Raw genomic sequence first — 16,247 nt, 5'->3', positions numbered from 1 at the left:
TCTGGATCGCCGATGCGGGCGACGGCATGTCGCATATCGAAGGCACCCTGGTGAGTCCGGACGCGCATGCGTTGGATAGACGATTGGATGCGTTGGCGGTCACGGTGTGTGCGCGCGATCCGCGCACCCGGGAGCAGCGCCGCGCTGATGCGTTGGGGGGGTTGGCGGCCGGCGCGGACCGGTTGGGGTGCCGGTGCGGGCGATCGGATTGCGCCGCGGGGAAACGGCGCGCGGCCGGCCCGGTGGTAATCCATGTGATCGCAGAGCATTCCACGCTGGGTGACGGCCTGGCGCCGGGCGTCGAGGTGGGTGCTGAGGGGTTGATCCCGCCGGAACTGATCGCCGAACTAGCCGCCTCGGCGAAGCTGGTGCCGCTGGTACATCCCGGTGATGCGCCACCGGAGCCCGGTTATGTGCCCTCCAAGGCGCTGGCCGATTTCGTGCGCTGTCGAGATTTGACCTGTCGTTGGCCCGGGTGCGACTGTCCGGCCACCGACTGCGATGTGGACCATACGATTCCCTACAGCGACGGCGGGCCCACCCATGCGTCAAACCTCAAGTGCTGCTGCCGCACTCACTCCCTCTTGAAACTTTCGGCGACCCCCTAGCTGATAGCGGGAAGCACGCCCATCTGCGTCAGCACCGTAGCCATATCGAAAGAGACCTTCTCGCATAAGAGTCGATCGCCATCGAACTCGAAGATTCCAACCAGCGGAAAATTGAGGCGATTACCACTTGGCGGGATGCCCGCCCACTCGCCATCATGGGTTCCAATGATGAACCCTTCGACAAGTACGCCGTCGTCCATATGGCGCAGCCTGACGGTCTTGGCATGGAAATCAGACATGCTGTGCATCAAGCCCTGCAGCAACTCTCCAACGGCTGCCTTACCTTCGCTCGGGACGCCGTTCAGCTCGTAACGTGGATGGTGGAAGGTCGCGATTGCGGCCTCGACGTCGTGTCTGTTTTCCGCCTCGACGTGCTGATTGACGATTGCCTCGCGGCGCTGCCGAATGCTGGTGGTGCTATCTACGACTGTCATTACGGGGCCTCCTCGACGACTCCCCAATAGGGCGTCACTCTAGAACACCTGCGAGATAGGTGGACGAGCTTTGCTCATAGACGAGTCACTACGCCGCTAAGGGTGTTCTTCGCGCAGTCGCTGCCAGCACCACTTGAGGACAGCGTGGCGCCTTGAGCCCGACGGTCTAAACGATCAGGCGCGGCCCCTAGCGTGCTCGCCGACTGAACGGATGCGCTCGCCACATGCGCGCTACGAGCAGCAGCGCAACCAGTGGGTAGAACGCGTTCACGGCCACACTCATTAGCGCGTTGGGTGCTTTGTAGTCGAACCCAGAACCAGGTCCGCATGCCAACGCAAACAGGGGCGCATCGCCCAGGACCCCGACGGCCAAGTACAGACCCGTACCCATGACGACCATGCCGGCAAAGAAAATGGCCGGAAGCCGGATCCACTCACCGCCCCGCGCGAATGCATAGACGAGCACGAGGTAGAACACGCCGAAGGCTAGTGCCGATACGAACCCGACGATGAGTTGCACAGCGCGCGGGTTGGCGATCAGGACAGGATCGATGCCGACCATGTGGTCGTAGACGAACCGCGCCATCGGGTTGCTTGAGTGCGGGCCTGGTCGGCCAACCATGTTCGCGGTGTCGATCAGGAACGAAGTTGACGCAAATATCGCGAATACCACGACGAAAAACCAGTCGCGTCGGCGCTCGCGTAGTGGAATCGAAACGCGGGAGTATGTGGCCTGGCGGATGTCGTCGGGCAGCGCATCAGCGGTCATCGACATAACCGAATCGTATGTCGGTGTGATACGCCTTGAGGCGCGTTTGTTTGGTCCCGACAGATGTTGAGCCCTTGGTCGCAACGCCGCGTTGTGAGGGCAGAGTGTTCTTTAGCCAGTCGCTACCATCACCTGGTCAAAACTTTCTGGGGGTGGCGCGACCAGCAACTGCCCGATGGGTCGCTGATCCTGACCTCCCCGGGCGGGCTCACCTATGTCAACACGCCGGGCAGCGCACTGCTGTTTCCGAGTCTGTGCCGGGCCACCGGCGCGATACCGGCCCTCGAAGCCGACCCCGTCCCGGACTACTGCGGTGAGCCCACCGCCATGATGCCCACCCGCCGGCGCACGCGTGCCCAGGACCGCGCCCATCGCGTCGCCGCCGAACGCCGGCAAAACCACCATGCCCGGCAAGTGAAACGCCGAGAACGCGAGGCCGCCTACTTCGGTCCCGCACCACCCGGCGACGACGAGCCACCGCCACTCTGACTGAACATGACCCGCAGGGTTTTCGGACTTACGGCCAAGCGTTCGACACGTGCAAGGCCCGCCCGAACCTCCTCGTTCCGTGGCATGTCCGGGATCGATGGCGTGGTGGTACTCGCCTGTTCCCCACATAGCAACCACGGCGGCTTTGCTTTGCTCAAGCGTCCATCTAACGGATGTGTCGCGGCGAACAGCGCAAATTCCCGTTCATCGCGTAGCGCGTCTCCGGGAACATTGCGGAAGTCTGGTTCTCGGCGAGCCGCTCAGCAGACGTTTCCGCTGTTTAAGAGGGTTCCGTTGACGTGTTCAAAAGCGATTCGCCGCCTTCAGCTGATGATGACGGGGCCGGTCTCGATGGCCTTCGCGCAGAATTTGGCTCTGAGCTGGTCGTCCCCTAGACTCTAGGGGTTGCCTTGGGCAGACCTCGGCCGGTGCGAATCGGCCCCGCGTGCCCTTCGGTGACAAAGACCGCGCACGTCAGGTTTTTGGTGGGTCATGCCCGCCGAATGCCCACCCCGGTGGGTTCTCCTGCCGTGCACACGCAACCCAGGTCAGGAGATCGAGTGATTCAGCAGGAATCGCGACTGAAGGTCGCCGACAACACCGGCGCCAAGGAGATCTTGTGCATCCGTGTGCTCGGCGGTTCGTCGCGACGCTACGCCGGCATCGGTGATGTCATCGTCGCCACCGTCAAGGACGCCATCCCCGGCGGCAACGTCAAGCGTGGCGACGTCGTCAAGGCCGTCGTGGTGCGCACGGTCAAGGAGCGCCGCCGTCCCGACGGCAGCTACATCAAGTTCGACGAGAACGCCGCCGTGATCATCAAGCCCGACAACGACCCGCGCGGGACGCGCATCTTCGGGCCGGTGGGCCGCGAACTGCGCGAGAAGCGGTTCATGAAGATCATCTCGCTGGCCCCGGAGGTTTTGTAAATGAAGGTCAAGAAGGACGACACCGTCCTGGTGATCGCCGGTAAGGACAAGGGCGCCAAAGGCAAGGTGCTCAAGGTTTACCCGGAGCGCGACCGCGTGCTGGTCGAGGGCGTCAACGCGATCAAGAAGCACACCGCGGTTTCGACCAACCAGCGCGGCGCGCAGTCGGGCGGGATCGTCACCCAGGAAGCGCCGATCCACATCTCGAACGTGATGGTGGTCGACTCGGACGGTAAGCCCACCCGCGTCGGTTACCGGGTCGACGAGGAGACCGGCAAGCGGGTCCGTATCTCCAAGCGCAACGGCAAGGACATCTGATGAGTACTGCAGAAAAGGTTCAGCCGCGCCTGAAAGAGCGCTACCGCAGCGAGATTCGCGATTCGCTGCAGCAGCAGTTCGGCTACGCCAACGTCATGCAGATCCCGACGGTTACCAAGGTCGTCGTCAACATGGGTGTCGGCGATGCGGCGCGGGACGCGAAACTGATCAACGGCGCGGTCAACGACCTGGGCCTGATCACCGGGCAGCGCCCCGAGATCCGTCGCGCGCGCAAGTCCATCGCGCAGTTCAAGCTGCGTGAGGGCATGCCGATCGGTGCGCGGGTCACCCTGCGCGGCGACCGGATGTGGGAGTTCCTGGACAGGCTCACCTCGATCGCGCTGCCCCGTATCCGCGACTTCCGCGGGCTTTCGCCCAAGCAGTTCGACGGTGTCGGCAACTACACCTTCGGGCTCGCCGAGCAGTCGGTGTTCCACGAGATCGACGTAGACAAGATTGACCGGGTCCGCGGCATGGACATCAACGTCGTCACCTCGGCGACGAATGACGACGAAGGACGAGCGCTGTTGCGGGCCCTCGGCTTTCCCTTCAAGGACGAACCTCAAAGAGGAGCTTGAGCGATGGCAAAGAAGGCACTGGTCAACAAGGCCGCACGCAAGCCTAAGTTCGCGGTGCGCGGCTACACCCGTTGCAACAGGTGCGGCCGTCCCCGCGCGGTCTTCCGCAAATTCGGCCTGTGCCGGATCTGCCTGCGCGAGATGGCGCACGCGGGCGAGCTGCCCGGCGTGCAGAAGAGCAGCTGGTAACAGCCCTAACCCACAAGACCAACCCAGAAAAGGTACGCGACAGGCCCGGACCGGGAACCATCGCGAGGAAGGTACCAACGCTGTCATGACGATGACGGACCCGATCGCAGACTTCTTGACACGTCTGCGCAACGCCAATTCGGCGTATCACGACGAGGTGACGTTGCCGCACTCGAAGCTGAAGGCAAACATCGCCCAGATCCTCAAGAGCGAGGGCTACATCACCGACTTCCGGACCGAGGATGCTCGGGTCGGCAAGTCGCTGATCGTTCAGCTCAAGTACGGGCCGAGCCGGGAGCGAAGCATCGCCGGCCTGCGCCGCGTGTCCAAGCCCGGTCTGCGGGTGTACGCGAAATCCACCAATCTGCCGCGCGTGCTCGGTGGCCTGGGTGTGGCGATCATCTCCACGTCCTCCGGCCTGCTCACCGACCGCCAGGCAGCCCGACAGGGCGTGGGCGGCGAAGTCCTCGCGTACGTGTGGTAAGGGCGGGGAGGTAACGAAAGACTATGTCTCGCATTGGTAAGCAGCCGGTTCCGGTCCCGTCCGGAGTCGACGTGACGATCGATGGCCAGAAGGTGTCGGTGAAGGGGCCCAAGGGCGCCCTGGATCTGACGGTGGCCGAGCCGATCACCGTGTCGCGCAGCGAGGATGGCGCGATCGTGGTCGCCCGTCCCAACGACGAGCGGCGCAACCGCTCGCTGCACGGACTGTCGCGCACCCTGGTGTCCAACCTGGTCACCGGCGTGACGCAGGGCTACACGGTCAAGATGGAGATCTTCGGCGTCGGTTACCGGGTGCAGCTCAAAGGCTCCAACCTCGAGTTCGCGCTGGGCTACAGCCACCCCGTGGTGATCGAGGCTCCGGACGGCATCACGTTCGCCGTCCAGTCGCCGACGAAGTTCTCCATCACCGGGATCGACAAGCAGAAGGTCGGCCAGATCTCGGCGAACATCCGCCGTCTGCGCCGCCCCGACCCGTACAAGGGCAAGGGCGTGCGCTACGAGGGTGAGCAGATCCGCCGCAAGGTCGGAAAGACAGGTAAGTAATCATGGCGCAAACAAAAGCTGGCACCGCCACGCGAAAGCCGCTGGGGCAGAGCGTTTCCGCGACTCGGCGCGTCTCTCGGCTGCGTAGGCACGCACGTCTGCGCAAGAAGATCGCCGGCACCCCGCAACGTCCGCGGCTGGTGATCAACCGGTCCGCGCGACACATTCACGTGCAGCTGGTCAACGACGAGAACGGGACCACGGTGGCCGCCGCGTCGTCGATCGAGGACGACGTGCGCAGCCTGCAGGGCGACAAGAAAGCCCGCAGCGTGCGGGTGGGCCAGCTGATCGCCGAGCGCGCCAAGGCCGCCGGCATCGACAGCGTGGTCTTCGACCGCGGCGGATACACCTACGGCGGACGGATCGCGGCGCTGGCCGATGCCGCACGCGAGAACGGATTGCAATTCTGATGAACAAGAGCTTGAACACGACTGGAAGGACCGCATAATGGCGGAGCAGCCGGCCGGCGGACAAGGCGCCGGCGACAGCCGTGACTCGCGCGGTGACCGCGACAGCCGCGGTCGTCGTGGCGACGGCGGCCGTGGAGGCCGCGACCGCGACGGCGACAAGAGCAACTACCTGGAGCGGGTTGTCGCGATCAACCGTGTCTCCAAGGTGGTCAAGGGTGGTCGGCGATTCAGCTTCACCGCGTTGGTGATCGTCGGCGACGGCAACGGCATGGTCGGTGTCGGCTACGGCAAGGCCAAGGAAGTTCCCGCGGCCATCGCCAAGGGCGTCGAGGAGGCCCGCAAGGGCTTCTTCCGGGTGCCGCTGATCCGCGGGACCATCACCCACCCGGTGCAGGGTGAGGCGGCGGCCGGCGTGGTGCTGCTGCGCCCGGCCAGTCCCGGTACCGGTGTGATCGCCGGTGGCGCCGCCCGTGCGGTGCTGGAATGCGCCGGCGTGCACGACATCCTGGCCAAGTCGCTGGGTAGCGACAACGCGATCAACGTGGTGCACGCGACCGTCGCCGCGCTCAAGCTGCTGCAGCGCCCCGAGGAGGTGGCCGCTCGCCGCGGCCTGCCCATCGAGGACGTTGCGCCGGCCGGAATGCTCAAGGCGCGCCGCGAAAGTGACGCGATGGCCAGTGCGGCGGCACGAGAGGCAACGGCACAACCATGAGTAGTCAACTGAAGATCACCCAGGTGCGCAGCACCATCGGGACCCGCTGGAAGCAGCGCGAGTCCCTGCGCACCCTGGGCCTGCGAAAGATTCGCCAGTCGGTGGTCCGCGAGGACAACCCACAGACTCGCGGGCTGATCGCGGTGGTCAGCCACCTCGTCGAGGTGGAGCCGGCCGAGGCGACGGCCACGGGCACCGGAGGTAGCAAGAAATGACGATCAAGCTGCACGATCTCAAGCCGGCACGCGGGTCGAAGACCGCCCGCACCCGGGTCGGTCGCGGCGAGGGCTCCAAGGGTAAGACCGCCGGTCGCGGTACCAAGGGGACCAAGGCACGCAAGAACGTGCCGGCGACCTTCGAGGGCGGCCAGATGCCGATCCACATGCGACTGCCCAAGCTCAAGGGATTCAAGAACCGGTTCCGCACCGAGTACGAGATCGTCAACGTCGGCGACCTCAATCGGCTTTTCCCGCAGGGCGGTTCGATCGGCGTCGACGAGCTGGTGGCCAAGGGCGCGGTTCGGCGCAACTCGCTGGTCAAGGTCCTCGGCGACGGCAAGCTGACGGTCAAGGTCGAGGTGACCGCGCACAAGTTCAGCGGCAGCGCACGCGAGAAGATCACCGCCGCAGGCGGTTCGGCGACCGAGCTGTCCTAGCTAGCTCAGCTGCGGAATCACTTCTGCGGCAAGGCGTTCCATCTGCTCGCGGTTTTCGGCGGCGTCGGTGCCGACGGGGTTCAACAGCACCATCTGCGCTCCGGCGTCGATGACCTCACGTAACCCGCGCGCCACGTCGTCGGGTGTGCCGGACACCGGAACGTCCTGCACGCCGGGCATCTTTCCGTAGATGCGGTCCAGCCCCGCGAGCACACGCTCCCGGGCCCTGGCCGCGTCGTCGTCGACCATCAGGTACACCCGTTTGCCGATGGTGAAGTTCGTGGGGTCCTTCTGTTGCTCGTCGAGCTCGCGGCGCACGACGGTGACGGCCCCAGCGAACGCCTCAGTGGTCGACGAACCGGCACCGAGGAACGAGTCGCCGTGCCGCACCGCGCGGGCCAGCGCCTTGGGCGCGAGGCCCCCGAACCAGATCGGCGGATGCGGCCGCTGCACCGGCTTGGGCTGGATCGGCAGGTCGTCGACGTCGCGGAACCGACCGTGAAACGTCACCCGCGGCTCGTCGGACCACGCCGCCTTCATCAGCTGCAGGCCCTCGGTGAAGTACGAGATGAAGGTGTCCTTGTCGACGCCGAAAGCCGCGAATTGCCGCCTGCCGCCGCCCGGCGCGACGCCGATGTCCAGCCGGCCGTGGCTGAGCCGGTCGACGGCGGTGGCGGCCGAGGCCAACTGCAGCGGGTCGTGCAACGACGTCACCAGGACCGCGACGCCCAGGCGCAGCCGCTCGGTGCAGGCCGCGCAGTACGCCAGCAGCTCCAGCGGCGCCAGCAGCGGTGCGGGCCCGATGGTCTGTTCGAGCAGCCAGCCGCCCTCGAACCCGAGCTCTTCGGCGCGCGCCAGAAATGCGCGCAACCCGGCTCCGTCGAAGCCGTCGTAGTCGAACTGCGGGATCGCGATCGAGAACCTCACCCCGACCACCGTACGGGCGTGCATCGGTAGTCTGCAGACATGTTCGCTTTCCTGCCTTCGATCCCCGGCGCCGGCGAGGTTCGGGCCCTCGCCGGCCGGGTCGACACTGCCCGCCATCACGGCGTGCCCAACGGCTGCGTGCTCGAATTGGACCTGCGCTCGATGCCACCGGAGACGTCGGGCTTCGATCCGCTGGCGATCATCACGGGGGGCAGCCGGCCGGTCGCGCTGCGCGACATGGTCGCCGCCATCTACCGGGCGGCCGAGGACCCGCGGGTGGCCGGGCTGATCGCCCGGGTCCAACTCGGCGCGTCGCCGTCGGCCGCGGTGCAGGAGCTGCGCGAGGCCATCGTCGCGTTCACCGCCGTCAAGCCGTCACTGGCCTGGGCCGAGACCTACCCGGGCACGCTGTCCTACTATCTGGCTTCGGCGTTCGGTGAGGTCTGGATGCAGCCCGCCGGAAGCGTCGGGCTGATCGGCTTCGCCAGCAATGCCACCTTCCTGCGTGACGCGTTCGACAAGGCCGGCATCGAAGCCCAATTCGTCGCGCGCGGCGAATACAAGTCGGCCGCAAACCGTTTCACCGAGCACGGCTTCACCGAGGCTCACCGCGAGGCCGTCACCCGGATGCTGGAAAGCCTGCAGGAGCAGGTGTGGGAAGCGGTGGCGCACTCGCGCAAGCTGGACGCCGGTGTGCTCGACGCGCTGGCCGACCGCGCCCCGCTGTTGCGCGAGGAGGCTGTGTCGTCGGGGCTGGTCGACCGGATCGGATTCCGCGACGAAGCCTATGACCACATCGCGGAACTGGTTGGCGTGCAAGATGTTTCCGAGGAGAACACGCCACCGCGGCTGTACCTGTCCCGCTACGCCGGCGCGGCCCGGTCCCGGCTGACCCCGCCGGTGCCCTCGGTCCCCGGACGCCGCCCCAGGCCGAAGGTGGCCGTCATCAACATCGACGGCACGATTGTCGACGGGCGTGGGGGACCGCAGTTTTTGCCGTTCGGCGCCTCCACCGTCGGAAGCGACACCATCGCCCCGGCGTTGCGGGAAGCTGCCGCCGACGAAGAGGTGTCCGCGATCGTGCTGCGGGTGAACAGCCCCGGGGGCTCGGTGACCGCATCGGAAACCCTTTGGCGCGAGGTGAAAAGGGCTCGCAAACGCGGCAAGCCGGTGGTGGCGTCGATGGGTGCGGTCGCCGCGTCCGGTGGCTACTACATCGCGGTGGCCGCCGACGCGATCGTGGCCAGCCCCGCGACCATCACCGGTTCGATCGGCGTGATCACCGGCAAGCTGGTGATTCGCGATCTGCTGGAGCGCCTCGGCATCGGGCTGGATAGCGTGCGCACCAACGCCAATGCCGATGCCTGGTCGATCGAGACGCCCTTCACCCCGGAGCAGCGCGCCCACCGCGAGGCCGAGGCCGACCTGGTGTACGCCGACTTCCTGGAGCGGGTCGCCGACGGCCGCAACCTGACCACCGAGGCCGTCGATCGCGTCGCCCGGGGCCGGGTGTGGACCGGCGCCGACGCGCGCGAGCGGGGCCTGGTCGACGAACTGGGCGGCTTCCGCACCGCGCTGCGCCGCGCGAAAATCCTTGCCGGACTTGACGAGGACACCGACGTGCGCGTCGTGACCTACCCCGGTGGCTCGGTGCTGGATATGCTGCGGCCACGGGCCTCCTCGCAACCGGCCGCCGCGTCGGTGCCCGACGCGCTGGGCGCGCTGCTGGGCCGCACCATCGGCGGCATCCTCGACAGCGTGGAACGGTCCTACACCGGGGCCAGCGCGTTGTGGCCCGGCCCCTGGCGGCTCTAGTCGCTCTGACCCGCCAGCTTGGCGCTGATGAAGATGATCTCGCCGAGCGGGTCGTCGTTCTCCGGGGCGGGCGCCTGGATGCCGTTGCGCTCGAACAGTTCAGTTCGAGTGATGCCCTCGGGTCGCCATCCGATGCTGGACAGGTAGTCGACGACGTGGTTGCGTTCGCCGGCGTAGACCAGCGACGCCATGTCGATGTCGACGCCGTGCTCCCGGAATGACCCGGACATCTCGCGCACCCGTTCCGCGTCGAAATCCACGATGCCGGGCACGAATTCGGTGGCGATGGTGCTGCCCGGCGCGCTGAGCGCGGTGATGTTGTCGAACAGTCGGTCCTGTGCCTCCGGAGGCAGGTAGATCAGCAGGCCCTCGGCCAGCCAGGCCGTGGGCGCCGTCGTGTCGAATCCCGCCGCTTTCAGCGCGGCGGGCCAGTCCGCGCGCAGATCGATGGGGACGGTGCGCCGCGACGCGGTGGGCTCGGCGCCGACATCGGCCAGGTTGCTGGTCTTGAACTCGATCACGCGCGGCTGGTCGATCTCGTAGACCACCGTGCCGGCCGGCCAGGGCAGCCGGAAGGCGCGCGAGTCCAGCCCGGAGGCCAGGATCACCACCTGACGCACCCCGCCGCCGGTGGAGTCGATGAAGTAGTCGTCAAAGTACTTGGTGCGCACGGCCATTCCGTCGACCATCGACTGGATGCGCACCGGCGAGGCATTCTCGATCGCGTCCACGTCGAGGTCGCCGTCCATCATCTTGGTGAAGAAGTCCACCCCGACCGCGCGCACCAGCGGCTCGGCGAATGGATCGTTGATCAAACCGCGTGGATCCTTGGTCGCCATCGCACGCCCGGCCGCGACCATGGTCGCGGTCGCGCCGACGCTGGACGCCAGATCCCACTCATCGTCGTGAGTGCGTGACATAGCCAGAACCCTAACCGAGCGTCACTTGAGCGTGGCGGCGACGTAGCTCATCTCACCGAAGGTGGCCGCCATCTCGTCCTCGGGAAATTTGAAGCCGTTGCGGGCGTACAACTCCCGGGCGGGAGACGGCGTGACCTGCCAGCCGGTGCGGGTCAGGTAGTCGACCACGACGTTGCGCTCACCCCGGTAGAAGAGGTCGGCGGCGTTGAGGTTGAACCCGAGGCGCTGCCAGCGTTCGGAGATGCGCGCCATACGCTCGTCGGAGAACGCGTCGGGGTCGGGCACGTGTTCGGTCGCCAGCCGGCTGCCCGGGGCGCTGAGCGCGGTGATGTTGTCGAACAGCCGGTCCTGGGCCTCGGGCGGCAGGTAGGGCAGCAGCCCTTCGGCGCTCCAGGCGGTCGGCTGGGAGACGTCAAATCCGCCCGCGCGCAGGGCCGCCGGCCAGTCGTCGCGTAGGTCGATGCTGATGGTGCGGCGCTCGGCGGTGGGGGCGGCGCCGAGCCCGGCGAGCGTGTCGGTCTTGAAGGCGATGACCTCCGGCTGGTCGATCTCGTAGACCACGGTGCCCGCAGGCCACGGCAACCGGTAGGCCCTGGTGTCCAGTCCGGAAGCCAGGATCACGGCCTGCCGCACACCGTCTTTGGTGGCGCCGATGAAGAAGTCGTCGAAAAACCTGGTGCGCACCGTGATCTGCTCGGCGCGCGACTTGCGGTTGAACAGCGGGTCGTCCTCGAAGTCGATCTCGCCGTCGACGATGCGGATGAACGGGTCCAGCCCGACCGCACGCACCAGCGGGTCTGCGAGCGGATCGTCAAGCAGGGCATCGGGTCCCTGCGACGCCACGGCGCGGGAGGCGGCGACCATGGTGGCCGTCGCTCCCACGCTGCGTGCCGGTCCCCAGCTGTCGCCGTCGGTGCGTCCCGCGTCGGTGGTCATCCTCCTGGCTCCTATTTCTCGCCGAGCGTGCCGCTGGTGTACAGCATCTCGCCCATGCGCATGTCGTCGTCGGTGAGGGGGTCAAGTCCGTTGGCCGCGAACAGTTCTCCGATGCTGGCGCTGTTCAGCCGCCAGCCACGGTCGGCCAGGTAGGGCGCCGCCTCGTTACGGTCGCCGAAGTAGACCAGGCCGGCCATGTCCAGCTCGAAACCGTGCGCGCGCCAGCGCTCGGAGATCGTCTGCATGCGCTCCTTCATCTTCTCCTCGGCGCCGGGCTCGGGGTTGGGCGCGCTTTCGGTGGCCAGCCGGCTGCCCGGCGCGCTGAGCTCGGTGATGGTGTCCAGCAGGCGATCCTGCGCCTCGGGCGGCAGGTAGCCGAGCAGACCCTCGGCGCTCCAGGCGGTCGGCTGGGCCGGGTCGAACCCGGCGTTGCGCAGCGCGGAGGGCCAGTCGTCGCGCAGATCGACGGCCACCACCCGCCGCTCGGCGGTGGGGGCGGCACCCAGGTCGGCCAGCGCGCGGGTCTTGAATTCGATGACCTGCGGCTGGTCCACCTCGTAGACCACCGTGCCGGCCGGCCACGCCAATCGGTACGGGCGGGCGTCCAGCCCGGAAGCCAGGATCACCGCCTGCTTGATGCCCGCGTTCGTGGCGTCCAGGAAGAACTCGTCGAAGAATTTGGTGCGCACCGCCATGTTGTCGGCCATCCGCGACATCGCCCCGGCCGACCCCGCGGCGCCGTCGTGAACGTCGTTCAGCTCGGCGGGATCCAGCTCGCCGCTGGCCAGCCGGGAGAGCAGGTCCACGCCGACCAGCTTGACCAGCGGCTCGGCGAAGGGGTCGTTGATCAGCGGTTTGTCGGCGCGGGTGGCCATGGCGCGGGCCGCCGCGACCATGGTCGCGGTCACGCCGACGCTGGACGCCAGGTCCCAGGTGTCGCCTTCATACCTGGTGGAAGTCATTCGTGTGCCCCTATCGGAGATAGTCAATCTAATATTTAGCCGATATAACAAGCTTCTCCCACTGTACGCTTCCCGCGATTCGCGGCAACCTTTACTGATGGCGTACGTGGTGGGCGACCGCGGCGCTGTGAAGGTCGTCTTCGACCAGCGTTAGGCGGGGCGTGTGGCGCGGTAGTAGGCGAGCCGTCCCACGATGCGTTGCCGGTGCGTGGCGACCTCGGTGCAGTCGAACCCCGCCGCGCCCAACAGTCGAGGAATGGCGTCGCCCAGGTTGCCGGCCGCGTGGTGGTTGTGCAGCATGAACCGCGCCGACAGGCCATCGCGGTCGGTCATGTCGCCGCCGATGTCGACCAGATGCAGTCTGCCTCCGGGGCGCAGCACTCGGAAGACCTCCGCCGCTGCGGCGGTTTTGGCGTCGCTTTCGAGGTGGTGCAGCATCATCGACGACAGCACTCGGTCGAATTCCCCGTCGGCGTAGGGCAGCCGCTGGGCGTAGCCATGCTGGAAACGAATCCCGGTCAGCTTGCCCGCCTTTCGCTGCGCCCGGGCGAGTGCGCGCGGGTCGGGGTCGGATCCGGTCACGTCCACCGCGGGATGGGTGCGTTTGACCCGGATGGTGAGATTGCCGGTGCCGCAGCCGATTTCCAGAACGCGGTGGCCGTCGGCGAGCTCGGCCTGCGCGATGAGCGCGGCATAGACTTTTTTCATGCCCACTAGGCGGCTGAACACGTCGTAGCAGGGGAGCAGCGCGTCGCGACCGGCGGCGGGCAAGTAGTCATGTGGATGATGTTTTGTCACAGAATCCAGGGTGAACCGAACAAATGCCTCAGAATTGGGTGATCCTTGGCAAAAGTAGGACTATCTTTCGCGGTATGACGCCGCTGGCTCGGATGGTGCGCCACCGCGCGGGGGTGTCGGTCTATCAATATCGGACCGGTCCGGACACGCCCCCGGTATCGGTGCTGCGGCCCGGTCCCGACGATCTGGTCGAACGTGGGCGCCACATTCACGAGTTTCCGGCGCTCTGGTACGTTCCCGCAGCCGGCTTGGTCCACGTGGTGGCCGCCGGCGAGGTACTGGATCCGGGACGGCTGGACCAGTCGGACGCGGGCGTTGCGGTGTTCTTCGACCCGGCCGCGCTGGGCGAGGACGGGCGATCGCCGTGGCCGGCGTGGCGGGCGCATCCGCTGCTGTTCCCGTTCCTGCACGGACATGCCGGCGGGTTGTTGCGGCTGGAAGTGCCCGCGACCCGGCGGTCGGCGTGGGACGCCGCGATCCGTTCGATCGAAACGGAGTTGGACGCGCGGCAGGACGGTTACCGCCAGGCGGTTCTGGCGCACCTGACTTTGTTGTTGATCGACCTTGCGCGGCTGGCCGGCTCCGTCGTGGCCGAGCTGCAGCGCGGCGGCGAACCGCTGCTGGCCGAGGTGTTCGCGGTGATCGACCGGCGTCTCGCCGAGCCGTTGTCCCTGCGCGACGTGGCTGTCGAACTCGGCGTGACGCCGGGGCACCTGACCACCGTGGTGCGCCGCCGCACTGGACGTCCGGTCGGAGAGTGGATCGGCGAACGCCGCATGGCCGTTGCTCGCGGATTGCTCGCCGAGACCGACCTGCCGGTCCGAGAGGTGGCCAGGCGGGTCGGTGTGCGAGATCCGGGTTATTTCAGCCGGCTATTCAGCCGGGCGCACGGCACGTCGCCCCGCGATTGGCGCAGGTCGACCGGCATGACCACCCGCTCGTGAGAGTGAACTGAGCGACCCGGATACGCCGTGTCGCGCCCCGCAGTTCACCGGCGGCATCTTCCAGAGTCGGTGTTAGGCAAAGGGATTCGATGTCCAACCAGCGGTCGACGTCAAACCGAGGTTCCAGTACCCGCGCGACCAAACCGCGTCCAGCTCATCTAGGTTGGATTGCCGCGCAGGTAGCCGTAGACCGCCGCGAAGTTGCGGTTGACGTCCTCTGGGATCGGTACCGGACCGCCGAGAGCGCGTGCGCCCCAGACGATCTGGGCCGTCCGCTCGACCAGCGCGGTGATGTGCAGCACCTTGTCGGGCCGCGGCCCGACCGCCACTAGGCCATGGTTGGCGATCAGGGCGGCGCCGCGTCCCTCGAGCGCGGCGACCGCGTTGCTGCCGACCTCCGGCGTGCCGGACGCCGCGTACTCGGTGCAGCGGACGTCGCCGCCGCAGTACACCGCGAACTCGTCGATGCAGGCCGGGATCGATTCGTGGGCGATGGCGAACATGGTCGCCCACACCGGATGGCTGTGGATGACGCTGCCGACGTCGTCGAAGGCCCGATAGCAGGCCAGGTGCAGCTGCATCTCCGACGACGGTGAGCGGCCGTCGGCCGCCTGCAGCACCGAACCGTCCGCGTCGACGAGCACCAGATCGTCGAGCTGCATGTCGCGGTAGTCCACCGACGACGGGGTGATGACGACGCTGCCGTCGGCGCGCCGCGCCGAGATGTTGCCGGCCGTCCCCTCCACCAGGCCGCGGCGCAGCATGTCCTTGGCGGCGTCCAGTATCGCGGTCTCCGGGTCGTCGACGAACTTCATGGCCCCAGCACCTCCGGGTTGACGATGTGAGCGGGCGCGTTGCCGGCCAGCAGCGCTTCCAGGTCGTCGGCCACCATCTGCGCCTGCCGCGCCTCGGTGTCGAAGGTGGCACCCCCGATGTGCGGCGTCAGCACGACGTTTCGCATCCGCACCAGAGGGTGATCGGCAGGCAGCCGTTCGCCGGCGAAGTGGTCCAGGCCCGCGGCGCCCACCTTGCCTGCGACCAGGGCGTCGACCAGGGCGCCGGTGTCGTGCAGCTGGGCGCGTGCGGTGTTGAGGAAGACCACGCCGTCGCGCATGGCCGCGAACTCCCGCGCGCCGATCATGCCGGCCGTGTCGTCGGTGACCGGGGCGTGCAGCGAGACCACGTCCGCCTCGCTCAGCAGCTCGTCGAGGCTGTGTCGCGCGTCGGGGTTGTAGGGGTCGTGCGCGATGACCCGCAGGCCCAGCCCGGACAACCGCCACTGCGTGGCGCGGCCGACGGCGCCGAGGCCCACCAGCCCGGCGGTGAGCCCCGCGATCTCGGCGGCGCGGAACCGCTGATACGGGATGCTGCCGTCGCGAAAGATGTTGCCGCTGCGCACATCCGCGTCCGCGGTCAGCACGTGACGGGTGGCGCAGAGCAGCAGGGCCACCGTCATCTCGGCGACCGCATCGGCATTGCGGGCCGGGGTGTTCAGGACCGGGATGCCGGCCGCGGTGGCCCCGGCGATGTCGACGTTGTTGGGGTCGCCGCGGGTGGACGCGATCACCCGCACGCCCTGCTCGAACACCGGGCCGCGCACCGAATCGCTTTCCACCACCACGATTTCGGCGGCTTCGCCGGCGATCCGCTCGGCCAGCTGCTCGGGGCTGTAGATGCGCAGCGGGGTCTGCTCGATCCAGGGGTCGTACACCACGTCGGCCAGCTCTCGCAGCTTGGCGAAGCCCGGCCCCCGCATCGGGGCGGTCACCAACGCGCGTGGTTTGGACGTCACGAGTGCCAATGCTGG

21 protein-coding genes and 2 pseudogenes are annotated in these 16,247 nt (G+C 67.4%); 14 read left to right on the top strand and 9 right to left on the bottom strand.

Annotation, left to right across the window (positions count from 1 at the left end; genetic code table 11):
• Positions 1 to 590, top strand: a pseudogene (locus A5760_RS00190) (DUF222 domain-containing protein); the annotation flags it as partial.
• Positions 591 to 604: 14 nt separating this feature from the next.
• On the opposite strand, the gene A5760_RS00185 reads toward A5760_RS00190, so the two are convergent.
• Positions 605 to 1,042 carry an ester cyclase gene (locus A5760_RS00185; protein ID WP_064877075.1) on the bottom strand — a complete coding sequence of 146 codons (438 nt, stop codon included), beginning with the start codon at positions 1,040 to 1,042 and terminating at the stop codon, positions 605 to 607.
• A gap of 187 nt (positions 1,043 to 1,229) precedes the next feature.
• Positions 1,230 to 1,817: a hypothetical protein gene (locus tag A5760_RS00180; RefSeq protein WP_231122500.1), complete on the bottom strand. Its 588-nt coding sequence runs from the start codon at positions 1,815 to 1,817 to the stop codon at positions 1,230 to 1,232.
• Between the two features lie 114 nt (positions 1,818 to 1,931).
• Between A5760_RS00180 and A5760_RS00175 the strand changes: the two are divergent.
• The 11 genes and pseudogenes from A5760_RS00175 to rplO all read left to right on the top strand — a co-directional run.
• A pseudogene (locus A5760_RS00175) lies at positions 1,932 to 2,300 on the top strand (hypothetical protein); the annotation flags it as partial.
• A 560-nt stretch (positions 2,301 to 2,860) separates the two neighbouring features.
• Positions 2,861 to 3,229, top strand: a complete 369-nt coding sequence (gene rplN, locus A5760_RS00170; RefSeq protein WP_003403649.1) for a 50S ribosomal protein L14 — start codon at positions 2,861 to 2,863, stop codon at positions 3,227 to 3,229.
• On the top strand, positions 3,230 to 3,547 hold the full coding sequence (rplX, locus tag A5760_RS00165) for a 50S ribosomal protein L24 (protein WP_064877073.1): 318 nt from the start codon (positions 3,230 to 3,232) through the stop codon (positions 3,545 to 3,547).
• On the top strand, positions 3,547 to 4,125 hold the full coding sequence (gene rplE / locus A5760_RS00160) for a 50S ribosomal protein L5 (protein WP_064877072.1): 579 nt from the start codon (positions 3,547 to 3,549) through the stop codon (positions 4,123 to 4,125). The genes rplX and rplE overlap by 1 nt, the downstream gene beginning before the upstream one ends.
• A 3-nt stretch (positions 4,126 to 4,128) precedes the next feature.
• Complete coding sequence (locus A5760_RS00155) at positions 4,129 to 4,314, top strand: type Z 30S ribosomal protein S14 (protein WP_007167851.1); 186 nt, start codon at positions 4,129 to 4,131, stop codon at positions 4,312 to 4,314.
• Positions 4,315 to 4,399: 85 nt separating this feature from the next.
• A complete protein-coding gene (gene rpsH, locus A5760_RS00150; protein ID WP_064877071.1) occupies positions 4,400 to 4,798 on the top strand; it encodes a 30S ribosomal protein S8 in 399 nt (132 codons plus the stop codon).
• Positions 4,799 to 4,821: 23 nt separating this feature from the next.
• A complete protein-coding gene (gene rplF / locus A5760_RS00145) occupies positions 4,822 to 5,361 on the top strand; it encodes a 50S ribosomal protein L6 (protein ID WP_064877070.1) in 540 nt (179 codons plus the stop codon).
• A 41-nt stretch (positions 5,362 to 5,402) separates the two neighbouring features.
• Positions 5,403 to 5,771, top strand: a complete 369-nt coding sequence (gene rplR, locus A5760_RS00140) for a 50S ribosomal protein L18 (protein ID WP_007773555.1) — start codon at positions 5,403 to 5,405, stop codon at positions 5,769 to 5,771.
• Positions 5,772 to 5,808: 37 nt separating this feature from the next.
• Complete coding sequence (rpsE, locus tag A5760_RS00135; protein ID WP_064877068.1) at positions 5,809 to 6,483, top strand: 30S ribosomal protein S5; 675 nt, start codon at positions 5,809 to 5,811, stop codon at positions 6,481 to 6,483.
• Entirely contained in the window at positions 6,480 to 6,698 is a 219-nt protein-coding gene (gene rpmD, locus A5760_RS00130; RefSeq protein ID WP_064877067.1) for a 50S ribosomal protein L30, read from the top strand. The genes rpsE and rpmD overlap by 4 nt, the downstream gene beginning before the upstream one ends.
• Positions 6,695 to 7,138 (top strand): 50S ribosomal protein L15, encoded by a 444-nt coding sequence (gene rplO / locus A5760_RS00125; RefSeq protein ID WP_064877066.1) that lies wholly within the window; start codon positions 6,695 to 6,697, stop codon positions 7,136 to 7,138. Before rpmD ends, rplO begins: the two co-directional genes overlap by 4 nt.
• Here the strand turns inward: rplO and A5760_RS00120 are convergent, their stop codons facing one another.
• Positions 7,139 to 8,065: an LLM class flavin-dependent oxidoreductase gene (locus A5760_RS00120; RefSeq protein WP_064877078.1), complete on the bottom strand. Its 927-nt coding sequence runs from the start codon at positions 8,063 to 8,065 to the stop codon at positions 7,139 to 7,141. It lies immediately after the preceding gene.
• 39 nt (positions 8,066 to 8,104) lie between these two features.
• Here A5760_RS00120 and sppA point away from each other — a divergent pair, with 39 nt between their 5' ends.
• Entirely contained in the window at positions 8,105 to 9,880 is a 1,776-nt protein-coding gene (gene sppA / locus A5760_RS00115) for a signal peptide peptidase SppA (protein WP_064877065.1), read from the top strand.
• Here sppA and A5760_RS00110 read toward each other — a convergent pair.
• The 4 genes from A5760_RS00110 to A5760_RS00090 form a co-directional block, all read right to left on the bottom strand.
• Positions 9,877 to 10,800 (bottom strand): class I SAM-dependent methyltransferase, encoded by a 924-nt coding sequence (locus tag A5760_RS00110; protein WP_064877064.1) that lies wholly within the window; start codon positions 10,798 to 10,800, stop codon positions 9,877 to 9,879. The two genes, sppA and A5760_RS00110, sit on opposite strands and share 4 nt — an antisense overlap.
• A 21-nt stretch (positions 10,801 to 10,821) precedes the next feature.
• On the bottom strand, positions 10,822 to 11,736 hold the full coding sequence (locus A5760_RS00105) for a class I SAM-dependent methyltransferase (RefSeq protein WP_064877063.1): 915 nt from the start codon (positions 11,734 to 11,736) through the stop codon (positions 10,822 to 10,824).
• Between the two features lie 11 nt (positions 11,737 to 11,747).
• The gene (locus tag A5760_RS00100) at positions 11,748 to 12,698 is read right to left on the bottom strand and encodes a class I SAM-dependent methyltransferase (protein ID WP_064877062.1); all 951 of its coding nucleotides are present in this window, start codon (positions 12,696 to 12,698) and stop codon (positions 11,748 to 11,750) included.
• Positions 12,699 to 12,848: 150 nt separating this feature from the next.
• Positions 12,849 to 13,496, bottom strand: a complete 648-nt coding sequence (locus tag A5760_RS00090) for a class I SAM-dependent methyltransferase (protein WP_419538202.1) — start codon at positions 13,494 to 13,496, stop codon at positions 12,849 to 12,851.
• Positions 13,497 to 13,570: 74 nt separating this feature from the next.
• Here A5760_RS00090 and A5760_RS00085 point away from each other — a divergent pair, with 74 nt between their 5' ends.
• On the top strand, positions 13,571 to 14,440 hold the full coding sequence (locus A5760_RS00085; protein ID WP_064877059.1) for a helix-turn-helix transcriptional regulator: 870 nt from the start codon (positions 13,571 to 13,573) through the stop codon (positions 14,438 to 14,440).
• 158 nt (positions 14,441 to 14,598) lie between these two features.
• On the opposite strand, the gene A5760_RS00080 is transcribed toward A5760_RS00085, so the two are convergent.
• Both A5760_RS00080 and A5760_RS00075 read right to left on the bottom strand, forming a co-directional pair.
• Complete coding sequence (locus A5760_RS00080) at positions 14,599 to 15,255, bottom strand: L-fuculose-phosphate aldolase (protein WP_064877058.1); 657 nt, start codon at positions 15,253 to 15,255, stop codon at positions 14,599 to 14,601.
• The gene (locus A5760_RS00075; protein ID WP_064877057.1) at positions 15,252 to 16,232 is read right to left on the bottom strand and encodes an NAD(P)-dependent oxidoreductase; all 981 of its coding nucleotides are present in this window, start codon (positions 16,230 to 16,232) and stop codon (positions 15,252 to 15,254) included. Before A5760_RS00075 ends, A5760_RS00080 begins: the two co-directional genes overlap by 4 nt.
• Positions 16,233 to 16,247: the final 15 nt, after the last annotated feature.

The sequence above is a fragment of the Mycobacterium colombiense genome (assembly GCF_001665835.1).
Classification (GTDB): Bacteria; Actinomycetota; Actinomycetes; order Mycobacteriales; family Mycobacteriaceae; genus Mycobacterium; species Mycobacterium colombiense_A.
The sequence above is the reverse complement of the archived record's forward strand: the minus strand, read 5'-3'. Positions and strand labels throughout refer to the sequence as shown.

Coding starts and splice junctions, on each gene's coding strand:
- rpmD (WP_064877067.1), top strand. CDS start 6,480: ATGAGTAGTCAACTGAAGATCACCCAGGTGCGCAGCACCATCGGGACC.
- A5760_RS00180 (WP_231122500.1), bottom strand. CDS start 1,817: ATGTCGATGACCGCTGATGCGCTGCCCGACGACATCCGCCAGGCCACA.
- A5760_RS00080 (WP_064877058.1), bottom strand. CDS start 15,255: ATGAAGTTCGTCGACGACCCGGAGACCGCGATACTGGACGCCGCCAAG.
- rplF (WP_064877070.1), top strand. CDS start 4,822: ATGTCTCGCATTGGTAAGCAGCCGGTTCCGGTCCCGTCCGGAGTCGAC.
- A5760_RS00110 (WP_064877064.1), bottom strand. CDS start 10,800: ATGTCACGCACTCACGACGATGAGTGGGATCTGGCGTCCAGCGTCGGC.
- rpsH (WP_064877071.1), top strand. CDS start 4,400: ATGACGATGACGGACCCGATCGCAGACTTCTTGACACGTCTGCGCAAC.
- A5760_RS00085 (WP_064877059.1), top strand. CDS start 13,571: ATGACGCCGCTGGCTCGGATGGTGCGCCACCGCGCGGGGGTGTCGGTC.
- A5760_RS00100 (WP_064877062.1), bottom strand. CDS start 12,698: ATGACTTCCACCAGGTATGAAGGCGACACCTGGGACCTGGCGTCCAGC.
- A5760_RS00105 (WP_064877063.1), bottom strand. CDS start 11,736: ATGACCACCGACGCGGGACGCACCGACGGCGACAGCTGGGGACCGGCA.
- A5760_RS00185 (WP_064877075.1), bottom strand. CDS start 1,042: ATGACAGTCGTAGATAGCACCACCAGCATTCGGCAGCGCCGCGAGGCA.
- rplX (WP_064877073.1), top strand. CDS start 3,230: ATGAAGGTCAAGAAGGACGACACCGTCCTGGTGATCGCCGGTAAGGAC.
- A5760_RS00155 (WP_007167851.1), top strand. CDS start 4,129: ATGGCAAAGAAGGCACTGGTCAACAAGGCCGCACGCAAGCCTAAGTTC.
- rpsE (WP_064877068.1), top strand. CDS start 5,809: ATGGCGGAGCAGCCGGCCGGCGGACAAGGCGCCGGCGACAGCCGTGAC.
- sppA (WP_064877065.1), top strand. CDS start 8,105: ATGTTCGCTTTCCTGCCTTCGATCCCCGGCGCCGGCGAGGTTCGGGCC.
- rplE (WP_064877072.1), top strand. CDS start 3,547: ATGAGTACTGCAGAAAAGGTTCAGCCGCGCCTGAAAGAGCGCTACCGC.
- rplO (WP_064877066.1), top strand. CDS start 6,695: ATGACGATCAAGCTGCACGATCTCAAGCCGGCACGCGGGTCGAAGACC.